The 23,911-nt window shown below is 67.7% G+C and carries 26 protein-coding genes; 13 read left to right on the top strand and 13 right to left on the bottom strand.

Translation table 11 applies throughout. The annotated features are described in order from the left end of the window. Nucleotide 1: 1 nt before the first annotated feature. Nucleotides 2–2,032 carry a vWA domain-containing protein gene (locus FDA38_RS32375; RefSeq protein WP_137257990.1) on the bottom strand — a complete coding sequence of 677 codons (2,031 nt, stop codon included), beginning with the start codon at nt 2,030–2,032 and terminating at the stop codon, nt 2–4. A gap of 143 nt (nt 2,033–2,175) precedes the next feature. Here FDA38_RS32375 and FDA38_RS32380 point away from each other — a divergent pair, with 143 nt between their 5' ends. From FDA38_RS32380 to FDA38_RS32405, 6 genes are all read left to right on the top strand, one after another. Beyond that, on the top strand, nt 2,176–2,838 hold the full coding sequence (locus FDA38_RS32380) for a helix-turn-helix domain-containing protein (RefSeq protein ID WP_137257991.1): 663 nt from the start codon (nt 2,176–2,178) through the stop codon (nt 2,836–2,838). A gap of 142 nt (nt 2,839–2,980) precedes the next feature. After that, a complete protein-coding gene (locus FDA38_RS32385; RefSeq protein WP_137257992.1) occupies nt 2,981–3,832 on the top strand; it encodes a substrate-binding periplasmic protein in 852 nt (283 codons plus the stop codon). Between the two features lie 2 nt (nt 3,833–3,834). Next, nucleotides 3,835–4,590: an amino acid ABC transporter permease gene (locus tag FDA38_RS32390; protein ID WP_137257993.1), complete on the top strand. Its 756-nt coding sequence runs from the start codon at nt 3,835–3,837 to the stop codon at nt 4,588–4,590. Beyond that, a complete protein-coding gene (locus FDA38_RS32395) occupies nt 4,577–5,314 on the top strand; it encodes an amino acid ABC transporter ATP-binding protein (RefSeq protein ID WP_137257994.1) in 738 nt (245 codons plus the stop codon). Before FDA38_RS32390 ends, FDA38_RS32395 begins: the two co-directional genes overlap by 14 nt. A gap of 86 nt (nt 5,315–5,400) precedes the next feature. After that, nucleotides 5,401–6,108 carry a polysaccharide deacetylase family protein gene (locus tag FDA38_RS32400; protein WP_233715060.1) on the top strand — a complete coding sequence of 236 codons (708 nt, stop codon included), beginning with the start codon at nt 5,401–5,403 and terminating at the stop codon, nt 6,106–6,108. A 115-nt stretch (nt 6,109–6,223) separates the two neighbouring features. After that, nucleotides 6,224–6,964, top strand: a complete 741-nt coding sequence (locus FDA38_RS32405) for a polysaccharide deacetylase family protein (RefSeq protein WP_233715061.1) — start codon at nt 6,224–6,226, stop codon at nt 6,962–6,964. On the opposite strand, the gene FDA38_RS32410 is transcribed toward FDA38_RS32405, so the two are convergent. Next, a complete protein-coding gene (locus FDA38_RS32410; RefSeq protein WP_380178905.1) occupies nt 6,961–7,713 on the bottom strand; it encodes an HAD-IIA family hydrolase in 753 nt (250 codons plus the stop codon). The genes FDA38_RS32405 and FDA38_RS32410 overlap by 4 nt on opposite strands. A gap of 108 nt (nt 7,714–7,821) precedes the next feature. Here FDA38_RS32410 and FDA38_RS32415 point away from each other — a divergent pair, with 108 nt between their 5' ends. Continuing rightward, nucleotides 7,822–9,039 carry an MFS transporter gene (locus FDA38_RS32415; protein ID WP_137257997.1) on the top strand — a complete coding sequence of 406 codons (1,218 nt, stop codon included), beginning with the start codon at nt 7,822–7,824 and terminating at the stop codon, nt 9,037–9,039. Here the strand turns inward: FDA38_RS32415 and rpe are convergent. The 7 genes from rpe to FDA38_RS32450 form a co-directional block, all read right to left on the bottom strand. Then, nucleotides 9,004–9,669 carry a ribulose-phosphate 3-epimerase gene (gene rpe, locus FDA38_RS32420; protein WP_137257998.1) on the bottom strand — a complete coding sequence of 222 codons (666 nt, stop codon included), beginning with the start codon at nt 9,667–9,669 and terminating at the stop codon, nt 9,004–9,006. The two genes, FDA38_RS32415 and rpe, sit on opposite strands and share 36 nt — an antisense overlap. A 34-nt stretch (nt 9,670–9,703) precedes the next feature. Then, nucleotides 9,704–10,429 carry a cobalt-precorrin-6A reductase gene (locus tag FDA38_RS32425; protein WP_137257999.1) on the bottom strand — a complete coding sequence of 242 codons (726 nt, stop codon included), beginning with the start codon at nt 10,427–10,429 and terminating at the stop codon, nt 9,704–9,706. Further along, nucleotides 10,426–11,166 (bottom strand): precorrin-4 C(11)-methyltransferase, encoded by a 741-nt coding sequence (cobM, locus tag FDA38_RS32430; RefSeq protein ID WP_137258000.1) that lies wholly within the window; start codon nt 11,164–11,166, stop codon nt 10,426–10,428. Before cobM ends, FDA38_RS32425 begins: the two co-directional genes overlap by 4 nt. After that, complete coding sequence (gene cbiE / locus FDA38_RS32435; RefSeq protein ID WP_137258001.1) at nt 11,163–12,344, bottom strand: precorrin-6y C5,15-methyltransferase (decarboxylating) subunit CbiE; 1,182 nt, start codon at nt 12,342–12,344, stop codon at nt 11,163–11,165. The genes cobM and cbiE overlap by 4 nt, the downstream gene beginning before the upstream one ends. After that, nucleotides 12,337–12,714: a pyridoxamine 5'-phosphate oxidase family protein gene (locus FDA38_RS32440; RefSeq protein ID WP_137258002.1), complete on the bottom strand. Its 378-nt coding sequence runs from the start codon at nt 12,712–12,714 to the stop codon at nt 12,337–12,339. The genes cbiE and FDA38_RS32440 overlap by 8 nt, the downstream gene beginning before the upstream one ends. Nucleotides 12,715–12,801: 87 nt before the next feature. After that, entirely contained in the window at nt 12,802–14,400 is a 1,599-nt protein-coding gene (locus tag FDA38_RS32445) for an ABC transporter permease (RefSeq protein ID WP_137258003.1), read from the bottom strand. After that, nucleotides 14,397–15,311, bottom strand: coding sequence for an ABC transporter ATP-binding protein (locus FDA38_RS32450; RefSeq protein ID WP_137258004.1), 915 nt, complete (start codon nt 15,309–15,311; stop codon nt 14,397–14,399). The genes FDA38_RS32445 and FDA38_RS32450 overlap by 4 nt, the downstream gene beginning before the upstream one ends. 80 nt (nt 15,312–15,391) lie before the next feature. Here FDA38_RS32450 and FDA38_RS32455 point away from each other — a divergent pair, with 80 nt between their 5' ends. Continuing rightward, nucleotides 15,392–15,892: a GbsR/MarR family transcriptional regulator gene (locus tag FDA38_RS32455; protein ID WP_137258005.1), complete on the top strand. Its 501-nt coding sequence runs from the start codon at nt 15,392–15,394 to the stop codon at nt 15,890–15,892. Here the strand turns inward: FDA38_RS32455 and FDA38_RS32460 are convergent. Further along, nucleotides 15,889–16,572 (bottom strand): NBR1-Ig-like domain-containing protein, encoded by a 684-nt coding sequence (locus tag FDA38_RS32460; RefSeq protein ID WP_137258006.1) that lies wholly within the window; start codon nt 16,570–16,572, stop codon nt 15,889–15,891. The genes FDA38_RS32455 and FDA38_RS32460 overlap by 4 nt on opposite strands. Nucleotides 16,573–16,732: 160 nt before the next feature. Here FDA38_RS32460 and FDA38_RS32465 point away from each other — a divergent pair, with 160 nt between their 5' ends. Beyond that, complete coding sequence (locus FDA38_RS32465) at nt 16,733–17,083, top strand: cupin domain-containing protein (RefSeq protein ID WP_233715062.1); 351 nt, start codon at nt 16,733–16,735, stop codon at nt 17,081–17,083. A gap of 94 nt (nt 17,084–17,177) precedes the next feature. Further along, a complete protein-coding gene (locus FDA38_RS32470; RefSeq protein ID WP_137258007.1) occupies nt 17,178–17,861 on the top strand; it encodes a CHAP domain-containing protein in 684 nt (227 codons plus the stop codon). Nucleotides 17,862–17,916: 55 nt separating this feature from the next. On the opposite strand, the gene FDA38_RS32475 is transcribed toward FDA38_RS32470, so the two are convergent. Genes FDA38_RS32475 through FDA38_RS32485 form a run of 3 tightly spaced genes read right to left on the bottom strand, consistent with a single transcriptional unit; the run spans nt 17,917 to nt 20,294 of the window. After that, the gene (locus FDA38_RS32475) at nt 17,917–18,450 is read right to left on the bottom strand and encodes a hypothetical protein (protein ID WP_137258008.1); all 534 of its coding nucleotides are present in this window, start codon (nt 18,448–18,450) and stop codon (nt 17,917–17,919) included. Between the two features lie 39 nt (nt 18,451–18,489). Further along, nucleotides 18,490–19,215, bottom strand: a complete 726-nt coding sequence (locus tag FDA38_RS32480; protein ID WP_170989950.1) for an alpha/beta fold hydrolase — start codon at nt 19,213–19,215, stop codon at nt 18,490–18,492. Between the two features lie 29 nt (nt 19,216–19,244). After that, entirely contained in the window at nt 19,245–20,294 is a 1,050-nt protein-coding gene (locus FDA38_RS32485) for a LacI family DNA-binding transcriptional regulator (protein WP_233715063.1), read from the bottom strand. Between the two features lie 146 nt (nt 20,295–20,440). On the opposite strand from FDA38_RS32485, the gene FDA38_RS32490 reads away from it, so the two are divergent. Genes FDA38_RS32490 through FDA38_RS32500 form a run of 3 tightly spaced genes read left to right on the top strand, consistent with a single transcriptional unit; the run spans nt 20,441 to nt 23,561 of the window. After that, nucleotides 20,441–21,340: a carbohydrate ABC transporter permease gene (locus FDA38_RS32490; protein WP_233715064.1), complete on the top strand. Its 900-nt coding sequence runs from the start codon at nt 20,441–20,443 to the stop codon at nt 21,338–21,340. Further along, nucleotides 21,324–22,247 carry a carbohydrate ABC transporter permease gene (locus FDA38_RS32495; RefSeq protein ID WP_233715065.1) on the top strand — a complete coding sequence of 308 codons (924 nt, stop codon included), beginning with the start codon at nt 21,324–21,326 and terminating at the stop codon, nt 22,245–22,247. The genes FDA38_RS32490 and FDA38_RS32495 overlap by 17 nt, the downstream gene beginning before the upstream one ends. 12 nt (nt 22,248–22,259) lie before the next feature. Next, nucleotides 22,260–23,561, top strand: a complete 1,302-nt coding sequence (locus tag FDA38_RS32500; RefSeq protein WP_137258010.1) for an ABC transporter substrate-binding protein — start codon at nt 22,260–22,262, stop codon at nt 23,559–23,561. The last annotated feature ends 350 nt before the right edge of the window (nt 23,562–23,911 follow it).

A 23,911-nucleotide genomic window follows, 5' to 3' on the forward strand; every position in this document is an offset into this window, starting at 1 on the left:
CCTATGGCTGGTACGGCGGCTGCTGCGGCGGGTTCTGACCGCCCTGGTTCGGGTATTGCTGCCAAGGTCCTGCCGCCTGGGCGGTGGCCGGCTTCGCGCGGAGACGGAGTACCACGAACACCCCGACCAGCAGTAGGAGCACGCCCCCGCCGCCAAGACCGGCAATCAGGGCAACCGGAGTGCCGTCGCCATCGCCTGAATCAGAGTTGCTGCCCTGGACCGGGCCGCCGGCCTCGGTCTTGTCGCCATCGCCGGGGGTGTCCGAAGCTGACGGCTCCGCGGTCGGTGTCGGCGTGATCGAGTCGCCCGAGACTGGCGTCGCCCCGTCGACGTACGTCGGCTTCCCCGCACCGGCTGTGCCTACCACGCCGACGGTCAGCGTCAGCGGGATCGTGAACGCCTTGTCGTCGTCCTTCCGGGTCAGCGACACCGCGATGTAGTACTCGCCGGGCGTCGAGGTGCCGGTGTCCTGGTTGTTGGCGCCGTTACGGTTCAGGTAACGGATCTCCTTGCTGGTGACTGCCTTGACCAGGCCACGCTTGGTGAGCACGCCCTTCGTGTACGAGCCGCCCGGCACCTTCTTGGCGAAGACGGCGTAGACGTCCTCACCGATCGGCGAGATCAGTGCGGTGTCGAGATACCGGATCCCGTCGATGGCTTCGGCGGTGGCACCGGCCATCTCCGGCACCGTGATCTGCGCCTGGATGCGCTGACCCCAATCGGCCTTGACCTTGTACAGCTGCAGCTCGCCCGGCATCAGCGTGGTCTTGTAGCTACCGGGCTGCAGCAGCGGCGCATCCGGGAAGCTCGAACCAGGAACGATCGCCCGCGGCGTCGAGCCCCGCATCGGAACCCACGTCGGGTCGTCGGCCGCCGCCGGGAGGCTGGTGGTCGACTCCACCGGCGGCTCCTCGTCGATCCGCAGCTCGTACGGCACGCCCTTGAGCTCCCGGAAGTCCTTGCCCGGGTTGACGGTCAGCACCAGCTGCTCGGACTCGGCGCACTCGTCGTTCTTCTTCTCGTACTTCGACCAGCTCGCGGCGGTCCCGGTAGCGAGGCCCTGATCTCCGTCGAACCCTCTCGGGTAGCTCCATCCACACTGCTCACCGGTGAGCGTGTTGAGCTTCACCTCGGTCTGGATGACGAAACTGCCACCTGACGGGCGCCGGAAGCTCACCCCGGCCCGCAGCGTCGAGCCCGTCATGGTCCGCTTGAGCAGGTAGTGCTTCGAGGTGCTGTCCACCCCGAACGTGTCGGAGTAGTGGCCCGGGGCAAGCTCCGGCGCGCCTTCCTGTTGGGCCGCACCCTGCACCGGCGTACCGGAGATGCGGAACGGGCGGAAGGCTCGCGTGGACAGGCGGTCCAGGCCGGCCTCGAGGTCGATGGTCGAGTCGGCGTCGTAGTAGTCGCCGCGGCCTTCTCGAGCGACGCACTGGAGCTGGGTGCGTGCCTTCCCGGCGACGCGGAACCCGACGACGTCGATCTTCAGATCGATGCCCTGCTTGGCGATCGACTGCGCCACCACACAGGGATCTGGCGCGCAGGTGGCTTCACCGTCGGAGACCAGCACGATGGTGCGCTGGCCGACCGGACCGAGATCCTTGGCTGCCTGCTGGAGCGCATAGCCGATCGGAGTCTCGCCGTACGGCTTGTACTTCGCGATCGCGGCCTGCAACTGCGGCCGGTTGTCGGTGCCGATCGGGACGGTGAGCTGCGTGTCGGAGCAGGCACCGGGCTGGGTGCGCTTGAACACAGTCGCGCCATACACCCGCAGGCCGACCTCGGCGGCCGTCGGGAGCTTGGTCACCACCTGGGTCAGGGCGGTCCGGGCCGCGGCGATCTTGGTCTGCCCGTCGCCGGCCGGCTCCTTCATCGAGCCGGACGAGTCGAGCACCAGGACGAGTTTGCCGCCGGACGGAGCAGGGTCGGCCACCGCGCTCCCGGTGGTCAGGCCGGCCAGCACAGCAGTCAGTGTGATGGCGAGGAGCGCCCAGACCGCTGGGCGGCGGCGGTGTCCCTGGTGAGTCGTCATCGTTTCCTCCAGTGAGATTCGCTGCCGCAAACACTTTCAGTTTGCGATTGCAAATGTCAAGCCGATTTGGTCTGGATATCTGCGTTCGCAGGTGCGAAGATATTTGCAATCGCGATGCGGTGGCCGACGGAAGGGGCGGACCGATGGACCAGACAGCGCACAACCTCCAGCAGCAGATCGAGCTGTACGGCGAGCCGCTCGGGGAGACTGTACGGCGTGTCCTGGGTCCACTCGGGCTGACGCAGGGCGGGCTCGCGCAGCTCATCGGCATGTCTGCGCCGATGTTGTCCCAACTGGTCAGCGCGCAGCGGGTGAAGATCGGCAACCCGGCGGTGATGTCCCGCCTGCGGGCCGCCTCGGAGCTGGCCGATCTGGCGATCACGAGCGAGATCGGGGACCACGAGATCCCGGCCGAGCTCGATCGCATCCGGCAAACCACCGGCGGACTGACAACCTCGGGATCAACCGGCCACCCGCCGAGGTCCGGCCAGCTGCCTGATGGGTTGGGGACGGTGTCGTCGGGGATCGCCGGGCAGGTGCCGGGTGGGGCCGGGGCGGATGTTGCTTCAGGCATCCATACGGCTTGGCCCGCCGGCGTGGGCGTGCGGGTGGATGACGGTGCCACGGCTCGCGCCGTCGTACGGGCGATCCAGGATCTCCTCCGCGAGGTCGCGTCAGCCGACGAGATCCAGCAAGCAGCAGCCGCCCTGGAAGCGGAGTCACCCGCGCTCGCCGAACTGCTGCTGGCCTACGGGACCGGCAGGACCGCCGACGCCCTCGCCCACTATGAGCAACATCACGGCTGAGCCCTCTATATAGCACGAGTCGAGTAGACATTCGGCCCGATCTCATCCTTTGTCAGCGTGGAATTCCGTCGCCAACTCTGCTGTTGGGTTGCCTCGGCGGGGCGGATCGTCCTGCATTCGTTGACGTTGTGAGGAGAGGCTTGTGCGCGCGTTCGGCGCTTTTCGGCGGGTTGTTGCGGTGGCGGGAGCGGTCACGCTCGCAGTGTCGATGGTTGCCTGCGGCAGCGATCAGGACAAAGCCGCGGGCGGTCCTGATCTCGGGCTGATGAAGGCCGGCACGTTGCGGATCGGGACGCTGACCGATGCGCCGCCGAACGTGTACGTGAAGGACGGCAAGTTCACCGGATTCGACAACGACCTGATCACCGCGGTGGCGGCCAAGCTGAACCTGAAGCCGGAGTTCGTCGGGACGGACTTCTCCGCGCTGCTCTCGCAGGTGAACGGCGGCCAGTTCGACCTCGGCAGCTCGTCGATCACGATCACCGAGGCACGGAAGAAGACGGTTGCGTTCAGCAACGGATACGACTTCGGCTACCTCGGTCTCAACACCACCAAGAACTCCGGCATCACGTCGTTCGACCAGCTCCAGGGCAAGCGGGTCGTCGTCGTACAAGGCACCGTCCAGGACGACTACGCGACCGGCAAGAACCTCAACCCGGTCCGCGTACCGAACTACAACGCCGCCCTCGGCCAGCTCAAGGCGGGTACGGCGGACGCCTGGGTCTCCCCCGCCGAGATCGGCGAGAAGATGGCCAAGGAGCAGGGTGGCGGCACCGTCATCCTCGCCGCCAAGGAGCTGAGCGACGCCCCGATGGCGTTCGCGGTGGCCAAGAGCAACGACAAGCTCCGCGACGCCGTCAACAAGGCGCTCGACGAGGTCATCGCCGACGGCACCTGGACCAAGCTGGTCGAGCAGTACTACCCCGGTCGCGCCGTACCGGCGAACTTCAAGCCCGGCAGCGGGTCTGTGAAGTTCACCGCCCCCAAGGCCTGAGCATGGACATCTGGTCCACGCTGAGCGACACCTTCCTCGACTGGGAGTCGATGAAGGCGGTCCTGCCCGAGATGCTCAAGGTGGGACTGGTCAACACCCTCATCCTGGCGGCCGCCTCGGTCGTGCTGGGCACTGTGCTCGGCATGATCGTGGCGGTCCTCGCCCTGTCCACCAAGCCCTGGCTGCGCTGGCCCGCGAAGATCTACACCGACATCTTCCGCGGGCTGCCCGCGATCCTGACCATCCTGCTGATCGGTCAGGGCCTGTCCCCCATCACCCGGCACTGGTGGGGCCCGAACCCGTACCCGCTCGGCATCCTCGCGCTCTCGCTGATCGCCGCCGCGTACATCGGCGAGATCTTCCGCTCCGGCATCCAGAGCGTGGAGAAAGGCCAGCTCGAGGCCGCCCGCGCGCTCGGGTTCAGCTACCCCAGCGGGATGCGGCTGGTCGTCATCCCACAAGGGGTACGGCGGGTGCTGCCGGCGCTCGTGAACCAGTTCATCGCGCTGGTGAAAGAGTCCAGCCTGGTCTACTTCCTCGGCCTGCTGGCGAGTCAGCGCGAGCTGTTCCGGATCGGTCAGGACGCGGCCGCGACCAACGGCAACCTGTCGCCGCTGCTGCTCGCGGGCATCTTCTACCTGAGCATCACCGTGCCGCTGACCCACCTGGTGAACCACTTCGACAAGCGGCTGCGCGAAGGGCGGCCGACCGAGAACAACGATGTGAAGCTGGAGGAGCTCGCGCATGCGAACCATTGAGGCCGCGAGCCTGGAGGTCGAGGGCGTCGAGCTCGCGTTCGGTACCAACAAGGTCCTGCGCGGCGTCAACCTCGCCGTACCGGCCGGCCACACCGCCTGCGTGATCGGGCCGTCGGGTTCGGGCAAGTCGACATTGCTGCGCGCGATCAACCGGCTGCTCGAGCCGGATGCGGGTGATGTGAGGCTGGGCGGCGAGTCGGTACTGCGCGGTGACCCCGACGTACTGCGTCGTCGCATCGGCATGGTGTTCCAGCACTTCAACCTGTTCCCGCACAAGACCGTGCTGGACAACATCACGCTCCCGCTCCGCAAGATCAAGAAGCTCGACACCGACACCGCGCAACAGGCGGCCCGGGAGCAGCTCGAGCTCGTCGGCCTGGCCGAGAAGGCGGGAGCGCGGCCCGGGAACCTGTCCGGCGGTCAGCAGCAGCGGGTCGCGATCGCGCGGGCGCTCGCGATGAAGCCCGAGGTGATGCTGTTCGACGAGGCGACGTCGGCACTCGATCCCGAGCTCGTGAAGGGTGTGCTCGCGCTGATGGCGGATCTGGCGCAGGCGGGGATGACGATGGTCGTGGTCACGCACGAGATGGGGTTCGCGCGCGAGGTGGCGGATCAGGTCGCGTTCATCGATCAGGGCGTGGTGGTGGAGTCCGGCGTACCGGAGCAAGTGTTCACGGACGCGGATTCGCCGCGGCTGCGGCAGTTCCTCTCGCAGGTGCTGTAAAAGTCACCTCTGGCGCATTTGGTTGCCGAGGGCCACTATGGAGACAGGCCCGGGACCGGGTCGACCATGGCTGGGGGATGGTTGTGGTGAGAGATCTTCGGTTGATGATCTCGACGGCGCTCGCCGTCGGGCTGACAGCGACGCTGGGCCTGACGGTGAGCACCGAGCCACGAGCCACCGCCACCGCGGCTGCGCCCGTCCAAGCCACGGTGAAACAGCAGGTGGCGAGGCCGAAGTGGGTCTATCTCACCTTTGACGACGGGCCGAGCGCGCGCTACACCGCACAGATCCTGAAGATCCTTCAGGCCTACCACGTGCGGGCGACGTTCTTCGAGGTCGGCCAGAACATCAAGCGGTACCCGGCCATCACCCGGCGGGTCGATCAGCTCGGCCACAGCGTGCAGAACCATTCCTGGTCGCACCCGAACCTCACCAAGGTCAGCTGGCCCACGTTCAAGTACCAGGTCCGGACCACGGACCGCTACCTCAAGGCACAGACCGGTTACACCCCGCGCTGCCTGCGACCGCCGTACGGCGCGACGAACCGAGTGGTCGCGAAACGAGCCGCGATGCTCGGCAAGAAGCTCACGCTGTGGACCGTCGACCCGGCCGATTGGAGCCGTCCGGGTACGTCGGTGATCGTGCGCCGCGTACTGGCGAAGGTACGGAGCGGCTCGGTGGTTCTGATGCACGACGGCGGCGGCAACCGCAGTCAGACCGTCGCCGCGCTGCCGAAGATCCTGAAGGCGCTCAAGGCCCGGGGTTACCTCTTCTATCCGTTGTGGTGTCACTAGCCGGCGTCCGGTATTCGTTACTCGTTGACGCGGCAGCGGCGTGGGCGCTGGCTTTCGGCGGCGACATGCACAGGGTGGACGAGAGGAGTGAGCCACCCACCGCCCTGGGGGACGCATGGATGTTCGCTTGACCCGCGCCGGGAACCGGATGATCGGTCTGGCGATGATGATGCTGGTGAGCGCGGTGATCGGCACGGTCGTGGTCGCGGCCGCGAAGTCACCCGCCAAACCAGTCACGCCCGAACCACCCGCAGCGGCGCCGGCAGCGGCCGCACCGACCAAGACACCGCTACCTACCAAGTACGTCGTACTGACCTTCGACGACGGTCCCGATATCGAGTACACCCCGAAGGTGCTCGACATCCTGGCGAAGTACGACGCGAAGGCCACGTTCTTCGAGGTCGGCCAGAACGTCCAGAAACATCCCGAGCTGACCAAGCGCATCCACGCCGCCGGTCACAGCGTGGAGAACCACACCTGGAATCACGCCGACCTGCGCAAACTCAGCGCGACAGCGTTCCGGCAGCAGGTCATGTCGACGGACCAGGCGATCCGCGCGCAGATCGGCAGTACGCCGGGCTGCCTGCGACCGCCGTACGGCGGAGTCAGCGCGACCGTCCGGCAACGGGCCACGGCGCTGGGCAAGGACCTGGTCGTGTGGACCGTCGACTCGCGTGACTGGACCAAGCCCGGCACGGCGGCGATCGTGCAGCGTGTGGTGAAGAACGTGCACAGCGGTTCGGTGATCCTGATGCATGACGGCGGCGGGAACCGCAGTCAGACGGTCGCAGCGCTGCCGACCATCCTCAAGACACTCAAGGCGCAGGGGTACGGCTTCCGCACCCTGACCTGCTAGGACAGCGCGCTGACCAGCGGTACGACGTCGGCGATCGACTCGACGATCCGGGTCGGGCGGTACGGGAACCGCTCGACCTCGTGCTCGCCGGTGGAGCCGGACAGCACAAGCACGCTGCGCAGGCCCGCCTCGAGACCGCTGATGATGTCGGTGTCCATCCTGTCGCCGATCATCACGCTGGTCTCGGAGTGCGCCTCGATCCGGTTCAGCGCGCTGCGCATCATCAGCGGGTTCGGCTTGCCGACGAAGTACGGCGCGATGCCGGTCGCGCGGGTGATCAGTGCGGCCACCGAACCGGTCGCGGGCAGCGGCCCCTCCTGCGACGGTCCGGTCGGGTCCGGGTTGGTGGCGAGGAACCGCGCGCCGTCGGCGATCAGCCGGATCGCCTTGGTGATCGCCTCGAACGAGTACGTCCGCGTCTCGCCGAGGACGACGTAGTCCGGGTTGCGCTCGGTCAGCACATACCCGATCTCGTGCAGCGCCGTCGTCAGGCCCGCCTCGCCGATCACGTACGCCGTACCGCCCGGGCGCTGGTCGTCCAGGAACTGGGCGGTGGCGAGCGCGCTGGTCCAGATCGCCTCCTCCGGGATGTCGATGCCCGCGGCAAGCAGGCGGGCCCGGAGGTCGCGCGGCGTGAAGATCGAGTTGTTGGTGAGGACGAGGAACTTCTTGCCGGACGCCTGCAGCGCGGCGATGAACTCACCGGCTCCGGGGATCGCGCGCTCCTCGTGCACCAGCACGCCGTCCATGTCCGTCAGCCAACTCTCGACCGGTTTGTGCTCGCTCACGCGGCTCATCGTAGTGGCCTGCCCCGGAGAAATACGGAAACTGTCGGTGGAGGCGGCGAGAATGCGGCCATGGAGTTGTCCGGGTACCGAGAGTTGTGGCGAGCACACGGCGTGATGTCGCTGCTGGTGGCTTCGCTGCTCGCGCGGCTACCGATGCTCGCGACGATGGTGCCGATCGCGTTCCTCGCGAAGGATGCGAGTGGCTCGTTCCGCTGGGCCGGCGTGGTGGCCGGTGCCTACTCGATCGGTACGGCGATCGCCGGGCCGGTGTGGTCGCGGGCCGCGGATCGGCGTGGGCCCCGGGGCGTGTTGCTGGTGACGGGTCTCGCGTGGAGTGTGGCGCTGCTTGCGATCGCGTTGTTGCCGGCTGGGCTGCATCGGTTGCTGCCTGCGTTGGCGGTGATCGCGGGTGCGCTGGTGCCTCCGGTGATGCAGACGTTGCGGGCGGCCTGGCCTCGGGTAGTGCAGGGGCCGGCGCTGCGGACGGCGTACTCGGTGGATGCGACGGCGCAGGAGTTGCTGTTCATGGTCGGGCCGATGCTTGGGGCAACTGCTGTGAGCGTTGCCAGTCCGCGGCTCGGCGTACTGCTCGCGGCGGCGATGTCGGCCGTCTTCATCTGGTGGTATGCACTTCGACAACCTGAGCCGGTTGCGCACGATCACCACGCGAGGGTGACTACGCGGGAGTTGCTGTGGCATCGGTATCGGTTGCCGTTGATCCTTTCGTTCGGCCTGTGGGTGATGTCGTTCAACGGGATCTCGCTGGGGATCGTCGCGTTCGCGGATGAGCACGGTCAGCGGCTGATCGCGGGGATCTTCGAGGCGGTCTGGGCGTTCGGCAGCCTGGTCGGCGGTGCCGTCGCGGGCGCGTTGCCTGGTCGGCGTACGTCGTACCTTTGGCGGCGGGCTGCGCTGGTGTCCTTTGGGATGCTGCTGTGTGTATTTGCTACGTGGTCGCCGGTGTCGTTGGGGATCGCGTTGATGGTGTCGGGGCTGACGTTGGCGCCGGCGATCGGCGCGCTGTACGAGCGGCTGGGTGCGTTGACGCCGGATGTGGCGCGGACCGAGGTGTTCGGGTGGATGGGTAGCGCTGCCATGGGCGGCGCGGCGATCGGGGCGGCGGTGTCGGGTGCGGTGATCGAGGGGTTCGGCGTGCGGTACGTGTGGCTACTGGCGGCCGTACTCGCCGGCTTGTCGATGGTGCTGCTGCTACGCGTGCCGCCGGAGTCGGTTGCGCCCGTGCGGGCGGAGTTAGCTGGTGGTGGCTTGCTCGGCGAGGGTGCGTAGGTTCTCGACCATGGCGTTGGGGTCGTCGGCGGCGTAGACGGCCGAGCCGGCCACGAAGACGTCAGCGCCTGCTTCGGCGCACTGCTCGATGGTGTCGGCCGAGACTCCGCCGTCGATCTCGATCCACAGGTCCAGGCCGTGCTTGTCGAGCAGCTGGCGGGTACGTCGGATCTTCGGGACGCAGATGTCGAGGAACTTCTGCCCGCCGAAGCCGGGCTCGACGGTCATGATCAGGATCATGTCGAGCTCCGAGAGCAGGTCCTCGTACGGCTCGATCGGCGTCGCGGGCCTGAGCGCCATCGCGGCCCGTGCTCCCTTGGACCGGATCTCCCGCGCGGTCCGGATCGGCGCCCGGCAGGCCTCGATGTGGAACGTGACGCTCGACGCGCCCGCCTCGACGTACCCGGGCGCCCAACGATCCGGGTCCTCGATCATCAGGTGACAGTCGAGCGGCTTGTCGGTCGCCTTCGCCAGCGACTCGACCACCGGCATCCCGAGGGTCAGATTCGGCACGAAGTGGTTGTCCATCACGTCGACATGCAGCCAGTCCGCATTGGACACCGCCACAGCCTCCTCGGCCAGCCGAGCGAAGTCGGCCGACAGGATGCTTGGCGCGATCTGAATCCCCATGACGCCAATCTATCGAGCCGTCACCCGACCGGCGCTAGGTGGGCCGCATCACCCAGCGAACGGCCTCGTCGACGGACAAGACCGTCTCGAGGCCAGCGGGAAGGTCCGGACGGCGGATGATGACGACCGGAAGGTGCAGTTGGCGGGCGGCGTCGAGTTTGGCCGAGGTGGCTGGGCCGCCGCTGTCCTTCGTGACCAGGACGTCGATGCGGTGTTCGCGGAGAAGCGCCAGCTCGTCGGCGAGCGTGAACGGACCGCGGGCGAGGATCAGCGTGCACCACGTCGGGCGGGGTTCGGGAGCGTCGACGCAGCGGGCGAGGGTCCAGAGTCCGGTGGTGGCGAAGGCGTCGAGGCCCTGCCTTCCGATCGTCAGGAAGACCCGCGACCCTAGACTCGGGAGCAGGTTAGCGGCGGTGGCTAAGTCGGCCCAGTGCCAGTTGTCGTCGGGACCTTGAGTCCAGCCCGGACGGCGAAGTACGAGCAGCGGTACGCCGGTCTCGCGGCGTGCGGCGGCTGCGTGCGCGGTCATGGTCGCGGCGAACGGATGCGTCGCGTCGATCACAGCGTCGACCGGATGCTCACGAAGCCAGTCCGCGAGACCGTCCGCGCCGCCGAACCCACCCGTCCGCACCTCCCCGACAGGCAGACGGGCCTCCGTCGTCCGTCCCGCGAGCGAAGAGATCACGCCGACCCCCGCACCGACGAGCACCCGCGCAAGCTCGCGCGCCTCCCCGGTCCCTCCGAGCAGCAGAACCTTCATCGGCTGCGGTCGGCTGAATAGAGATGGCTGTCTCGGAATGTTGTTGCCGAGAGCACCTTTCCGACGATGATCACCGCGGTACGACGGATGCCCGCGGCCTTCACCTGGTCGGCGATGTCGGCGAGCGTTCCCCGCACGATCACCTCGTCATCGCGGGACGCACGGGCGACGACAGCGGCGGGGCAATCGGGGCCGTAGTTCGGGACGAGTTCGTCCACGACGCGGTCGATCTGCTGGACGGCGAGGTGGAGGACGAGGGTTGCCTGCGACGCGCCGAGGGTTGCGAGGTCCTCGCCGGCGGGCATCGCACTCGCGCTGCCGGCAATGCGGGTCAGGATGACGGTTTGGCCGACCTCGGGGACGGTCAGTTCGCGGGCGAGAGTTGCTGCCGCGGCGGCGTAGGCGGGTACTCCGGGCGTGACGTCGTACGGGATGTTCAGGGCGTCGAGGCGGCGCATTTGTTCGGCCATCGCGCTGAAGACGGACGGGTCGCCGGAGTGCAGGCGGGCGATGTCGTGGCCGGCGGTGTGGGCGGCGGAGAGTTCGGCGATGATCTCGTCGAGATTCAGGTTCGCGGTGTCGATCTTGCGCGCGCCGGGCGGGCAGTGGTCGAGGAGCTCGACGGGGACGAGCGCGCCGGCGTACAGACACACCGGCGACGAGGCGATCAGATCGCGCCCGCGCACGGTGATCAGATCGGCAGCACCCGGGCCTGCACCGATGAAGTGCACCGTCATTTGGTGACGCTCCAGATCGTGACTGGCATGGCTGGGCGCCAGCCGGTCATGGTGCCGACGGGGGCTGCGCGTTGCACAGACAGGCGGACCAGGTCGCCACCGTGGGTCTTGTGCCAGGCGGCAATGAGGGACTCGGTTTCGAGGGTGACGCCGTTCGTCACCAGGCGGCCGCCGGGTTTGAGCGCGTTCCAGCAGACGTCGAACATGCCGGCCGCCGTCGCTCCCCCGCCGATGAAGATCGCGTCCGGTGACTCGAGACCGTCGAGTGCAGCGGGTGCGGCGCCTTCCACGACGGTGACTGCCCCGCCGAGCGCGGCAGCGTTGCGTTCCAGGCGCTTGGCTCGGTCAGGGTCGCGTTCGATGGCGATTGCTCGGCAGGACGGATGATGCCGGGACCACTCGATCGCAATACTGCCCGCGCCGCCGCCGATGTCCCACAACAACTGCCCCGGCACCGGGGCGAGCCGCGACAGCGTGACCGCGCGTACTTCGCGCTTGGTGAGCTGCCCGTCGTTCTCGTACGCGTCGTCGGGCAGGCCGGGCACGGTCGAGAGGACAGGGCCTTCACACTCGACGGCGATGACGTTGAGGGCATCGACATCGTCGGACCAGTCGGCGGCGGCTGCTCGTCGTACACGCTCGTTCGATCCACCGAGCTGCTCGAGAACAGTCATCGAACTGGAGCCGTAGCCGCGGGCCACCAGCAGCTGGGCGACTTCAGCCGGCGTCTGCGTACCTCGGCTGAGGATCAGCAGCTGCCGACCGGGCTGCAGGTGCGGGTGCAGGCGCTCGACCGGCTGGTTGACCAGGCTGACCACCTGCACCTGGTCCTGCGGCCAGCCGAGTCGCGCACAGGCCAGCGACACGCTCGACGGATGCGGGATGACCCGTACGGCGTCCGCGCCGAGCATCCGGACCAGCGTCGTACCGATGCCGTGGAAGGTCGGGTCGCCGCTGGCCAGTACGCAGATCCGCTTGCCGCGATGCTCTTGCAGGAGCCGAGGGAGCGATTCGGACAACGGCGAGGACCAGGCAACTCGAGGAGCATCCGGGACCAGCGCAAGCTGCCGGGCGCTGCCCATCAGAATGTCGGCTGACTCGATGGCAGCGCGGGCCGCGGGTGACAGGCCATGCCAGCCATCGGCGCCGATGCCCACGACGGTGACGGGGTCAGGCATTGCCGAGGACCTTGGTGATGGTGATTTCGATGACCACGCGCTGCGGGTTCACTCGCGGTTCCTTGTAGCGCTTGGCGTACCGCCGCTCGGCCTCCCGCACACGCTCAGGGTCGTCGCTCACCACGGCTCGCCCCTCGATCGTGCTCCAGCGCCGCCCGTCCACCTGCGTCACCGCGACCGCCGCCTCCCCGAGCCGGCGGATCGCCCGCGCCTTGTACGACGTACCCGAGCAGATCACCCGCACAAGCCCCGCCTCGACGTCCAGCGTCGCTCCCACCGGCGTCGCGTGCACAGTCCCATCCGCGCGGACGGTACTCAGCACACACAGATGCCGTTCGGTCCAGAACTCAGCCAGCCGCTCACTCAACACCCAGCGATCGTAGACAAGACGGCCCGCCCGGTGCGGTGCCGGGCGGGCCGTGGTGCGCTGGACCCCTCAGACCAGCGCGGTCTGGAGCTAGCCGATGTCGCGGCGGCGGAAGGTCGCGAACCCCGCCAGTGTGAGGGCGGCGGCGATCGCGGTCAGCCAGAGCACCGGGGTGACGGAGAAGTCGCCGCCGGGCAGCCGCGGGGTGTGGCCGTACGGGCTGAGGTTGATCATCCATTGCGGCAGGTTGAAGATCTCGCCGAACTGGCCGATCAGCAGGAACACGCCGTACAGGACCCAGCCGCCGGTCACCAGCTTCGGTGCGAAACCGAACAGGATGACGACCAGCGCGGTCACCAGCCAGATCGCAGGCAGTTGTACGGCGGCCGCCCCGAGCATCCGCGGCACCTGGCGGCCCATGTTGCCGAGCGACGCACCACTCGAGATCCCCGAGCCGAGTCCGGCGATCAGGATCAGCGCACCGGTCCCGAGCAGCGCCATCAGCACGTGGCTGCCGAGCCAGCGCGACCGGGTGACGCCGGTCGCCAACAGGGGCTCGGCGCGGAGTGCAGTCTCCTCGGAGCGGAGCCGGAGCGCAGCCTGGATGCCGAACGCTGACGCGAGCAGACCCATGACGCCCATCTCCGTCGCCAGGAACGCGTCCGTGATGCCTTCCACGCCGCCCAGCTTCTGCACCATCTCCTTGGCGCTGTCGCTGGTGACGAACCCGTCGACGTTGCTGGCGATGTTGCCGACCAGCAATCCGAGCAGCAGGAACGCGAATCCCCAGGCGTAGAACGAGCCTCGGTGCAGCCGCCACGCCAGTGCGAGCGGCGAGCGCAGCGACGCGGCAGCTCGCGGCGGACCGGGACGCGGAGGAACCAGTCCGGCGCCGAGGTCGCGCCGCCGGATCAGTGCGGTCGCGGCAGCGATCAGCACGACCAGGAACACCACCGGAATCAGCAGTACGACGAACCGGTCGCCGGCGTACGCACGGACCTGCTGCGACCACCCGATCGGCGACAGCCACGACACCCATTGGGTACCGCCGTCAGCCGACGAGTCACCGATCGCCCGCAGCACGTACGCCACGCCGAGGACGACCGCAGTCAGTCCGTTCGCGGCCCGGGCGCTCTCGGTGACCTGCGCGGTCACAGCACCCACACCGGCGAACGCAAGCCCGGCCCCGGCCCACATCAGCCCGAAGGCGAACGAGCCCTTCGTGTCCAGCCCGCTCCCCATCAACGCGAGTGCGGTGACCAGACCGAGCACGATGACGGTCCCAGCGGAGACGATCAGCGCTGCGGTCAAAGCGGCGTACCGCCCGAGGACTCCGGCGCTGAGCAGCTCCAGCCGGCCGCTCTCCTCCTCGGTGCGCGTGTGCCGTACGACGAGGATCCCGGCGAGCAATGCGACCAGCAGGGCGCCAAAAGCCGTCAGCTTGAACAGCGAGACCTCCCCGAGCGAGGACTCGTCGAAGATCCGCCCGTACAGCGACACCAGCGCCGGCGAGGCGTTCGACGTACGCGCGGCCTCGGCCAGAGCGTTCTGGTCGGAGTACAGGTCGATCGACGCCTTGGCGGACCCGGCCGCCGAGATCACGAACACGACGATCCAGACCGGGATCAGCAGCCGGTCCCGGCGCAGCGCGAGCCGCACCAACGTCCCGGTCCCGACGAAGTCGTTCATCGCACGGCCGCCTCAGCCTCAGCAGGTACGTCGTCCTCGTAGTGGCGCAGGAACAGCTCCTCCAGCGTCGGCGGCTGCGCGACGAGACTCTTGATCCCACTCGCGGACAGCTGCCGCATCACCGCGTCGAGCTGTGCCGTGTCGACCTCGCACCGGACACGGTTGCCCTCGACATCGAGGTCGTGGACGCCGGGCAGCTGCGCCAGCCCGTTCGGCGATCCGGCCAGCTCGGCGTGGATCGACGTACGCGTGAGGTGGCGGAGGTCGGACAGCGTGCCGGTCTCGACCACCTTGCCGCGGCGGATGATGCTGACGCGGTCGCACAGGGCCTCGACCTCGGAGAGGATGTGGCTGGACAGCAGTACGGTGCGGTCCTCGCGCTTGTCCTCCTCGATGACCTGCCGGAAGACCTCCTCCATCAGCGGGTCCAGACCGGAGGTCGGCTCGTCCAGGATCAGCAGCTCCACGTTCGACGCGAGCGCCGCGACCAGGGCGACCTTCTGCCGGTTGCCCTTCGAGTACGTCCGGCCCTTCTTCGTCGGATCGAGGTCGAACCGGCGCAGCAGGTCGTCGCGCTTCTTCTCGTCCAGTCCGCCACGAAGCCGGCCGAGCAGGTCGATCACCTCACCGCCGGTCAGGTTCGGCCAGAGGTTGACGTCGCCGGGGACATATGCGAGCCGCCGGTGCAGCGTGGCGGCGTCGCGCCAGGGGTCGCCATCGAGCAGCGAGACATCGCCGGCGTCACCCCGCAGCAGGCCGAGCAGGACGCGGATGGTGGTGGACTTCCCGGCGCCGTTCGGGCCGAGGAAGCCGTGCACCTCACCGGTCGCGACCTCCAGGTCGAGACCATCGAGGGCGTGCGTACTTCCGTACGACTTGTGTAGTCCAGAGACCACGATGGCTGATGTCATGATTCATAACGTACACTGTGTTCAGAAGATTGTGAATCTTGCTAACAGCTTCCTGACAGCTCAGAGGGGATGATGGGGCGGTGAGTGCACATCGAGACGACGACGCCGTCAAGCGGTACACCGAGCAGTTCGGCAACCTGCTCGCCGAGACAGGCTGGCCGCGGATGGCGGCCCGGGTGTTCGCCGCGATCCTGTCCAGCGTGTCGGGCCGGATGACCGCCGCCGAGCTGTCCGACCAACTGCAGGCCAGTCCCGCCGCCGTCTCCGGTGCGGTCAACTATCTGCTGCAGCTGCGCCTCGCCACCCGCGAGCGCGAGCCCGGCACCCGCCGCGATGTGTACGTCGTCCAGGACGATGCCTGGTACCAGACGATGATGAGCGAGGACGCCTCGCTGGTGCGCTGGTCGGAGTCCCTTCGCAAGGTCCTCGACGCCTCCGGCGACGGCACGGACGCCCACCGTCGCATCCGCATCTCACTGGGCTTCATCGACTTCATCGGCGAAGAGGTCAAGGGCCTGAGCGAGCGCTGGATCAAACGCAAGGCCGAACTGGACGCGGAGATCGACGCCGAGCTCGGCTAGAGCTCGTAGACGGTGAAGATCGTGCAGTAGATGGGTGGGGACTCCAGCCCGGGGTAGTACAGACGGCCTGCCTCGTCGGTGATCTTGAAGTACGCCGTCGACGCGCCGACCTGCGCCGGCGCCTGCAGCCGCATCGCGACGGTCACGGTCTCCCCGGCGTCTGCGTCGGGGACTCGCGAGCGGATGGGCGAGCGTAGCCAGCCGGGCGCACCCGCCGCACCCTGACGGGTCAGCCAGCGGTCGCGCCAAGGACGCTCGCCGCTGTTGCGGATCTCCCACGTCTTCTCGAACGCCTCGTCCCGGCAGACCCGGGTGCCGTCGGGGACTGTCTCCCCCACCAGCTCGGCGCGGTCCTCGGGGTGATGGTCGATCGGCACGGATCCACCGAGCAGCACCGGTTGGATGTGCCGGCGCAGGTCCCGCTGGGAGATGTCGCGACCGGCGCGTACGGCGGCGTCCAGCTCCATCAACTGGTTCACCAACGACTGGCCGGCGCCGAACGAGACGTCGTACCACTCGGTGAGCTCGCGGCTGGGCTTGGTGTGTCCGCGCTCGACCCGCGACAGGTGGCCCTTGTCCCAGCCGGACTCCGCGGCGGCGCGGCTCAGAGGTACGCCGGCGGCTTCCCGGAGCTCACGCATCCGCGACCCGATCACCACACGAAGCTGCGCAGGCCTCACACCGCACTCCGATCGTTGCGTACCGCGACTACACCGTAACCCTGCGAATCTCAACTGGTCCAGGAAATCCGCCCCGAACTGGCCCAAGGACGGCGGCCCTCGGCGACCTACCGTCGAAGCATGGGAATCATCGGACCGGCGAAGAAACACCTTCGACAGCTTGCTCACCCAGACGCCCACGATCGCCCCCGGATCGCACGCGATGGTCGCGACCGTCACCGTCCCGCCGGGCGATCCCGGATCAGGCCCGCACCGGCACTCCGGGCCCGTGTTCGGGTACGTGCTCGAGGGCGAGATCCTGTTCGAGCTCGAGGGCGAGGCACCGTACCCGATCAAGGCTGGTGAAGCCTTCTGGGAGCCGGGCGGGGACGTCGTCCACTACCAGGCTGCCAACCTGCGCACGGACATCGAGAGCAAGTTCGTCGTGTTCATGCTGTGCGCGCCCGACGTGCCGATGATGACGTACCTGGACGCCGAGGAGATCGCTGCGCGCGCCCACCTGCGCAGATGAGGGGGTCGTTGCCTACTGCGACAACGCCGGGCGGCGCTGGTTCTCTGTAAATAAGTGTCACTTCGCCAGTCGCCCAGCGAAAAGGACCAACATCATGCGTACCGCCCTCCTGCGCATCACCCTCACCACCCTGCTGGCCACCGCCGCCGCCCTCGGCACCGGCACGCTGACCGCCAGCGCCGCCACCGGGACCGTGGTCACCGACAGCGGCCAAGGCGTCGCCATCCGGTCCGGCAATGCGACCAGCTTCGGCTCGGTCGGGACCCAGCCGAACGGACCGGTCGAGATCGACTGCCAGATCTACGGCGAACCCGTCACCGGCAAGTACGGCCGCAGCCTCGTCTGGGACCACATCCCCGGCAAGGGCTTCATCACCGACTCCTACGTCAACACCGGCAGCAGCGGCCTGATCGCGCCGCTCTGCACCAGCAACCCGCGCGCCGACGCCGCCATCGCCTGGTACGCCGCGCGCAGCGGATCGACCGCATACCAGGGGTACTGCGAGATGGCCGCCGAGAACTCGTACGGCAAGACCGCGATCTGGGCCTCCGCCAAGGCCGACTGGAACGACGCCGTGGCCCGCGGGGTCGCGCATCGCGGCGACCTGAACCCGCCGAAGGGCGCCCTGGTGTTCTGGGACCTGGCCGCGCCGTACGGCCACGTCGGAGTCGCCAAGGGAGACGGCACCTTCTGGGCCACCAGCGTCAGCGGCGCGATCGGCACCCGCGCACTGCCCTACTTCAACAGCTACCTCGGTTGGGCCTGGCCCAACTTCTGATCGCGAGCACCCGGACGCGCGTCCCGCCCCTCACGCGTCCGGGTGCTCGACCCGGTCAGCGGAGGAACTTCGGAACCATCCGCCACAACAGCGCGCCCGACACGAGCCCCTCCGCGAAGCCGAGCCCCGCACCGATGCCGATAGCTGGCCAGATCGGCAGCCCCGGATGCCCGTAGGCGATCACTGGAACCGCGCCGGCGAACACCGCCGCCGCGATCATCCCGGCCACCAGCGGCAGGGTGAACTCGTCGATGAACCGATCCATCGATTTCGCCACCAGCCGGAACAGGACGAACGGCCCGAACGCCAGCACCAGCGACTGCACCGAGGACGTGCGCTTCGAGGCCATCGCGACCCCGACGGCGATGCACGCCACCACCAGCACCACGGCCGTCGTCCACGCCGCGCTTCGCGGCGTCCCCGCGGAGATCCGGTTGACTCCGCTGGAGATCGCGAAGGCAGCAACTGCTGCGACCACGACTGCGAGCGGGATCAGCATCCAATCCGCCTTGATCAGCGGATCGGCCAGTACGACGACCGTCATCGCCAGCAGCACGCCGATCCAGGGGACGGTCGATCTGGGCGCCATGCCGACAGTTATAGGGGACGCACGCCCCTCACCAGCCGGTCATGTCCGGAACATGTCATCGACCCGGTCCAACCAGTCGGCCACCAGCGCTCGATACATCGCCAGGCCAGGCCCGGGCAGCAGGTGATCCTCCTGATCCAGTACGGCGAAGGTCGCGCGCGGGTAGTCGTCGAGGATCGACCACGCGTCGGCGTACCCGGCGGTGGTGTCCTGTCGGCCGGTCACGATCAGGGTCGGGCGCTCGAAGCGGGCCGCGGGATCCTCGCGCAAGGCGTACGTCGTGACGTCGCGCTGGATGTGACCGAGGAACGCGAGGTCCGCGGCGGCCTCTGCTGCGTCGTAGTACTGATGCTGGCGTTGCCGATCCGGTGACGGGACGAGGTGTTCATCGGTCGGAAGCGTGCGTCGGGCCCGGTCGATGACGATGCCCGGTGCCCTCAGCAACAATCCGAGAACCCGGGCCGGGTCGCGGCGCACGATGCCGCGAGCGTGCAGCCCGCCGGCCGACGTACCGGCCAGCGCGAACGGCTCGCCGCCGGACAGGTCGTCGATCAGTGCGGCGATCGCGTCGAGCATGCCGTCCTGGTCGGTGATCGACGGAACGGCCGGCGACTTCCCGGTGCCTGGCGGGTCGACGTAGATCCGTCGCCAGCCCGATCGGTCTGCGAAGACCGGCTCGTGGACGGCGCGACCCTCGCCGCCGTCGCCACCCCAGCAGGGCAGGAAGAAGATCGGACGGCCGTCACCGAAAGACTCGTAGTACACAATCCGACCCTAGCCAGCGCTGAAGCCTGTCATCGAGCCTTTCTCTTGGCAGCAGAATCCGGTGGGCGTTCGCCGGACCCGCGCTTGATCAGCCCGCACGGCAGCACGATCCGCTGTGGCGGTCGGGTGTCGGCGCCGGACGCGCGATCGAGCAACAACCGCGCCGCACTCCGACCGAGCTCGGCGATGTCAGAGGCAACAACCGTGACCGGCGTCGGCAACATGTCGGCCAGCCGGAAGTCGTCGAACCCGACCACAGCCGGCTCGCGACCAAGCTCGCCGAGCGCGCGCAGTACGCCCTCGGTGAGGAAGTTCGTCGAGGCGAAGATCGCGGTCGGCGGATCCGGCCGCAGCATCACCTCGTGGGTCGCCTTCTCCGCGGCCTCCGCGTTGCCCTCGGGCAGCTGGATGACCAAGGACTCGTCGACGTCGATCCCCGCCGCCCGGTGCGCCCGCCGATAACCACGCAGCCGGCGTCCGATCGTGTAGTACGACGGGGCGAGCAGGATCGCGATCCGCTCGTGCCCCTGCGCGAGCAAATGCTCCGTGGCCAGTCGGCCACCGCCCTCGTTGTCGACCATCACGATGTCCGCGTCGATCCCGGTCGCAGGCCGGTCGACGAACACCACCGGCACCCCGGCGCCTTCCAGGAAGGCGTGATCGCCTTGGTCGGGCACGATCATCAGACCCGCGACCTGGCGACTGACGAGCTCCTGGATGGCACGCTTCTCACCCTCCGGATCCTCGTCGACGCTTCCGAGTACGACGGCGAACCCGGACTGCCCCGCGATCTCCAGCGACGACTTCGCGATCGTCGCGTAGAACGGGTTGGTCAGGTCGCCCAGCACCAGGGCCAGACTGGTCGACTTCTTCCCCGGCCGGAGCGCCCGCGCGACCTCGTTGCGCTGGAACCCGAGCTCGTCGATCGCGGCCCGGACCCGCTGCGCGGTCTCGTCCCGCACACCGTGCCCGCCGTTCACCACCCGGGACACCGTACCGAGCCCGACACCGGCCCGCCGGGCGACGTCGATCATCGTCGGCCGGGGTACCTCCGGCTTGGTTGGAAACGTTTCGGACACGGGGTTGACTTCCTTTTCGCGACACGGCATCGTCACCCAACAGTAAAACGTTGGAAACGTTACCGTCCAGGAGGCCGGGTGAATTCCTGTCCGAGCGAAGCGAGGGGAGCATGAGCAGAGTTTCTCCTGCAAAGTCCCGAGGTGGGATGAGTCGGAACGCCGGGTCCGACGTCAAGGCGGCGTACCTGTTCATCGCGCCGGCGATCATCGGCTTCCTGGTCTTCGTGGGGTATCCGCTGATCCGCTCGTTCTACCTCGCGCTGACCAAGTACAACGGCCTGACCGATCCGGTCTTCGTTGGCCTGGGCAACTTCCGGCGGCTGTTCACGACCGACCCGGCGTTCTGGCCGGCGCTGCGGGCAACGGGGTACCTGGTGGTCCTCTATGTCCCGCTCTCGCTGATCCTCGGGCTGGCGCTGGCGATGTTCTGCAACCAGCGGTTCGCCGGGGTCCGGGTGGTCCGGACGCTCGCGTACCTGCCGGTGGTGCTGCCCGCGGTCGCGACGATCACGCTGTGGAAGTTCATGCTCGACCCTCAGGTCGGGCTGCTGAACACGATCCTCGACCGGCTGGGGCTGCCGACCAGCCTGTGGTTGCAGGGCTCGAGTACGTCGATGCCGTCGGTCGTCCTGGTGATGCTGTGGGGTGTCGGCGGGACGATGATCATCTTCCTGGCCGCGCTGCAGTCGGTGCCGACCGAGTTGTACGAGGCCGCGCGCGTCGACGGTGCGAGCCCGTGGTCGGTGTTCTTCCGGATCACGCTGCCGATGATCAGCCCGATCGTGCTGTTGCAGGTGATCCTGCAGACCACGGCCGCGCTGCAGACGTTCAATCAGCCGAAGATCCTGACCAACGGCGGGCCGGGATTCAGCACCAACGTGCTGATGCTGTCGATCTACAACAACGGCTTCCCGACCCTGGGCCGGATCCCGCAGCTCGGGTACGCCTCGGCGCAGGTGTGGGTGCTGTTCATCATCATCATCGCCGTGATCGCCCTGACCGCGAAGTTCTCATCGCTCTGGACGTACAGTGACACTTCCGACTGATGCCGCTGAAGCGACCGCGTTGACGGCCGGCACCGAGCCGGCGACGAGGGCGCCCGCTGCGAAGAAACCACGCCTGATCGGTACGACGTCGTGGTACGTCGTCGCGTTCTTCATCTGCGCGGTGATGATCGTCCCGCTGCTGTGGATGATCACGATCGGCCTGAAGAGCCGGACCGCGGTGTTCGACATCCCGCCGAAGTTGCTGCCGCACGAGTGGACCTGGAGCAACTTCATCAACGGGCCGAAGGCGATCCACTTCCCGCGGCTGTTCCTCAACTCGGTGATCATCACCGCGCTCAGCGTGCTCGGTGGCGTGCTGACCGCGATGATGGCCGGCTACGCGCTGGCCCGGTTGCGGTTCCCGGGTCGCAAGGTGTGGTTCTACCTGTTCGTCGGCAGCATGTTGCTGCCCGGCGTGGTCGGGCTGATCCCGTTGTTCCAGCTCTACAAGAGCATCGGCTGGTACGACACCTGGCTGCCGCTGATCGTGCCGGCGTTCCTGGGCGGGAACCCGCTGTTCATCTTCCTGGCCCGGCAGTACTTCCTCGCGATCCCCTATTCCATCGATGAAGCGGCCAAGATCGACGGCGCCGGACACCTGCGGATCTTCGTCAGCGTGATGCTGCCGCTGACCCGGCCGGCCTGGCTGACGATGGCGATCCTCGCGTTCCAGGCGTCCTGGAACGACTACCTGAATCCGCTGGTCTACCTGTACTCGTCCGGCAAGTGGCCACTGTCGGTGGGTATGGCGTCGTTCATCTCCCCGTTCGCCGGGAAGACGCCGGACTGGAGCTACTACATGGCCACCAACCTGCTGTACATGCTGCCGCCGCTGATCATCTTCTTCGCCGCGCAGCGCTACTTCATCCAGGGCCTCGGCGCTCTCGGCAGCACGAACCAGAAATAGAGGGGATCTCCTGTGAAAAGGACATTGGGTGTGACCGCCCTGGCCTGTGCCGGGTTGCTGGCGGCAACCGCCTGCAGCGGCTCGGACTCCGGCGGCAGCTCCAGCAGCGGACCGGTCACGGTCACGGTGATGACGTGGGAGTCGGCCGAGACCAACGCCGCGATCAAGAAGGCACTGGCGGATTTCAAGGACGACAACATCACCGTCCAACTGCTCGAAACACCGAGCGGTCAGTACGGCGACAAGCTCGCGTCGCTGACCCAGGCGAAGAAGCTGCCGGACCTGTTCTGGTGCGGTAACGACACCGAGCAGCAATACACGTCGCAAGGCCTGCTGGTCGACTGGGCCGACAAGATCAAGAACGGCAACGGCGACTTCAAGTCGGACAACTTCGTCTCGTCCGCGATGGACAACTGGAAGACCGCCGACGGCCAGATGGGCGGGTTGCCGTCGCTGATGAACACGTACGGCGTCTGGTACAACGCCGACGCGTTCACCGCTGCGGGTCTTCCGCTGCCGAAGGCCGGCTGGACGTGGGACGAGATGTACGCCGACGCCGCGAAGCTCGCCAACAAGAACGGAGCGAAGTACGGCCTGGTCGCCGACCAGCTGACGTCCGGGGACGGACCGTTCACGATGAGCATGTACTCCGTGTCCGCCGGCGGTGCGCCGTTCACCGACAACGTGAACCACCCGACGAAGGCGGAGGCCGACGACAAGTACAAGGAAGGCGTCGAGAAGCTGGTCGCCGCGATCAAGAACGGTTCGGTCGCACCGCCTGGGTACGACGCGTCGAACGTGCAGTCGTTGTTCGCGGCCGGCAAGGTGCCGATGACGTTCGGCGGGCAGTGGCTGGCGGCCGGGTTCCAGACCGACAAGCCGAAGGTCAAGTACGGGTTCGCGCCGTTCCCGCAGGTGCAGACGCCGACCACGCTGTACGACTCGGTCGGCATCTGCACGCCGCAGTACACGAAGGACCAGGACTCGACGTTCAAGGTGCTCGAGTACCTCAACACCAAGGTCTGGGACGCCGTACTGCCGGCCTCCCCGGTGGCGCCGCCGGCGTACAAGCCGGCCCAGGCGAGCTACTTCGACGCGCTCACCAAGGCCCAGCAGACCACCGTCGCCGACACCGTGAAGGCCGACCTGGGCGCCGAGAAGACGGTCGGCGTCCGCTTCACCACCCAATGGGCCCAGCAGGTCGGCGACCTCACCACGGCCAACTACCAGCCCATCCTCAGCGGCAAAAAGCCGATCAGCGACCTCCCGGCCTACATCGACAAGATCAACGGCCTGATCAAGCAGGGCGGCTAGAGCCTCAAGAAGGCAATTCAGAAGTCTTCAAAGAAGCAAGAAGAACAAGAAAAGAGATAGAGAGGAATACCAAGAACAAACAATGAAAGACGAAAGATAGAGTGGGAGTTGATTGCCACGTGGCGTCCGGCGGTCCACTGACGGTCGCCACGTGCAACAGTTAGGCCGTGGGGCCGCCCGCGGGGCGGCAATAGGCCCGAACGTAGCTGGGGATCACCGGAAAGCCGAACCCGGCCAGGCACCCAACTCCCTCTCTGATCTTCGCTGTCTGATGTTCTTTGTTCTTGAGGGCCCTCAGTGCTTCCGCCGGTCCGGTGGCGGTCTGCGGATGCCTGTTCTGACGGTCACCG

The sequence above is a fragment of the Kribbella jiaozuonensis genome, assembly GCF_005233875.1.
In the GTDB taxonomy this organism is placed as follows: domain Bacteria; phylum Actinomycetota; class Actinomycetes; order Propionibacteriales; family Kribbellaceae; genus Kribbella; species Kribbella jiaozuonensis.

Bases quoted from the DNA above. Each gene is read 5' to 3' on its own strand.
- FDA38_RS32490 (WP_233715064.1), top strand. From the start codon at position 20,441: ATGAGTCGGAACGCCGGGTCCGACGTCAAGGCGGCGTACCTGTTCATC.
- FDA38_RS32395 (WP_137257994.1), top strand. From the start codon at position 4,577: ATGCGAACCATTGAGGCCGCGAGCCTGGAGGTCGAGGGCGTCGAGCTC.
- FDA38_RS32410 (WP_380178905.1), bottom strand. From the start codon at position 7,713: ATGGACGGCGTGCTGGTGCACGAGGAGCGCGCGATCCCCGGAGCCGGT.
- FDA38_RS32380 (WP_137257991.1), top strand. From the start codon at position 2,176: ATGGACCAGACAGCGCACAACCTCCAGCAGCAGATCGAGCTGTACGGC.
- FDA38_RS32390 (WP_137257993.1), top strand. From the start codon at position 3,835: ATGGACATCTGGTCCACGCTGAGCGACACCTTCCTCGACTGGGAGTCG.
- FDA38_RS32475 (WP_137258008.1), bottom strand. From the start codon at position 18,450: ATGGCGCCCAGATCGACCGTCCCCTGGATCGGCGTGCTGCTGGCGATG.
- FDA38_RS32445 (WP_137258003.1), bottom strand. From the start codon at position 14,400: ATGAACGACTTCGTCGGGACCGGGACGTTGGTGCGGCTCGCGCTGCGC.
- FDA38_RS32450 (WP_137258004.1), bottom strand. From the start codon at position 15,311: ATGACATCAGCCATCGTGGTCTCTGGACTACACAAGTCGTACGGAAGT.
- FDA38_RS32415 (WP_137257997.1), top strand. From the start codon at position 7,822: ATGGAGTTGTCCGGGTACCGAGAGTTGTGGCGAGCACACGGCGTGATG.
- FDA38_RS32425 (WP_137257999.1), bottom strand. From the start codon at position 10,429: ATGAAGGTTCTGCTGCTCGGAGGGACCGGGGAGGCGCGCGAGCTTGCG.
- cobM (WP_137258000.1), bottom strand. From the start codon at position 11,166: ATGACGGTGCACTTCATCGGTGCAGGCCCGGGTGCTGCCGATCTGATC.
- cbiE (WP_137258001.1), bottom strand. From the start codon at position 12,344: ATGCCTGACCCCGTCACCGTCGTGGGCATCGGCGCCGATGGCTGGCAT.
- FDA38_RS32375 (WP_137257990.1), bottom strand. From the start codon at position 2,032: ATGACGACTCACCAGGGACACCGCCGCCGCCCAGCGGTCTGGGCGCTC.
- rpe (WP_137257998.1), bottom strand. From the start codon at position 9,669: ATGGGGATTCAGATCGCGCCAAGCATCCTGTCGGCCGACTTCGCTCGG.
- FDA38_RS32405 (WP_233715061.1), top strand. From the start codon at position 6,224: ATGGATGTTCGCTTGACCCGCGCCGGGAACCGGATGATCGGTCTGGCG.
- FDA38_RS32470 (WP_137258007.1), top strand. From the start codon at position 17,178: ATGCGTACCGCCCTCCTGCGCATCACCCTCACCACCCTGCTGGCCACC.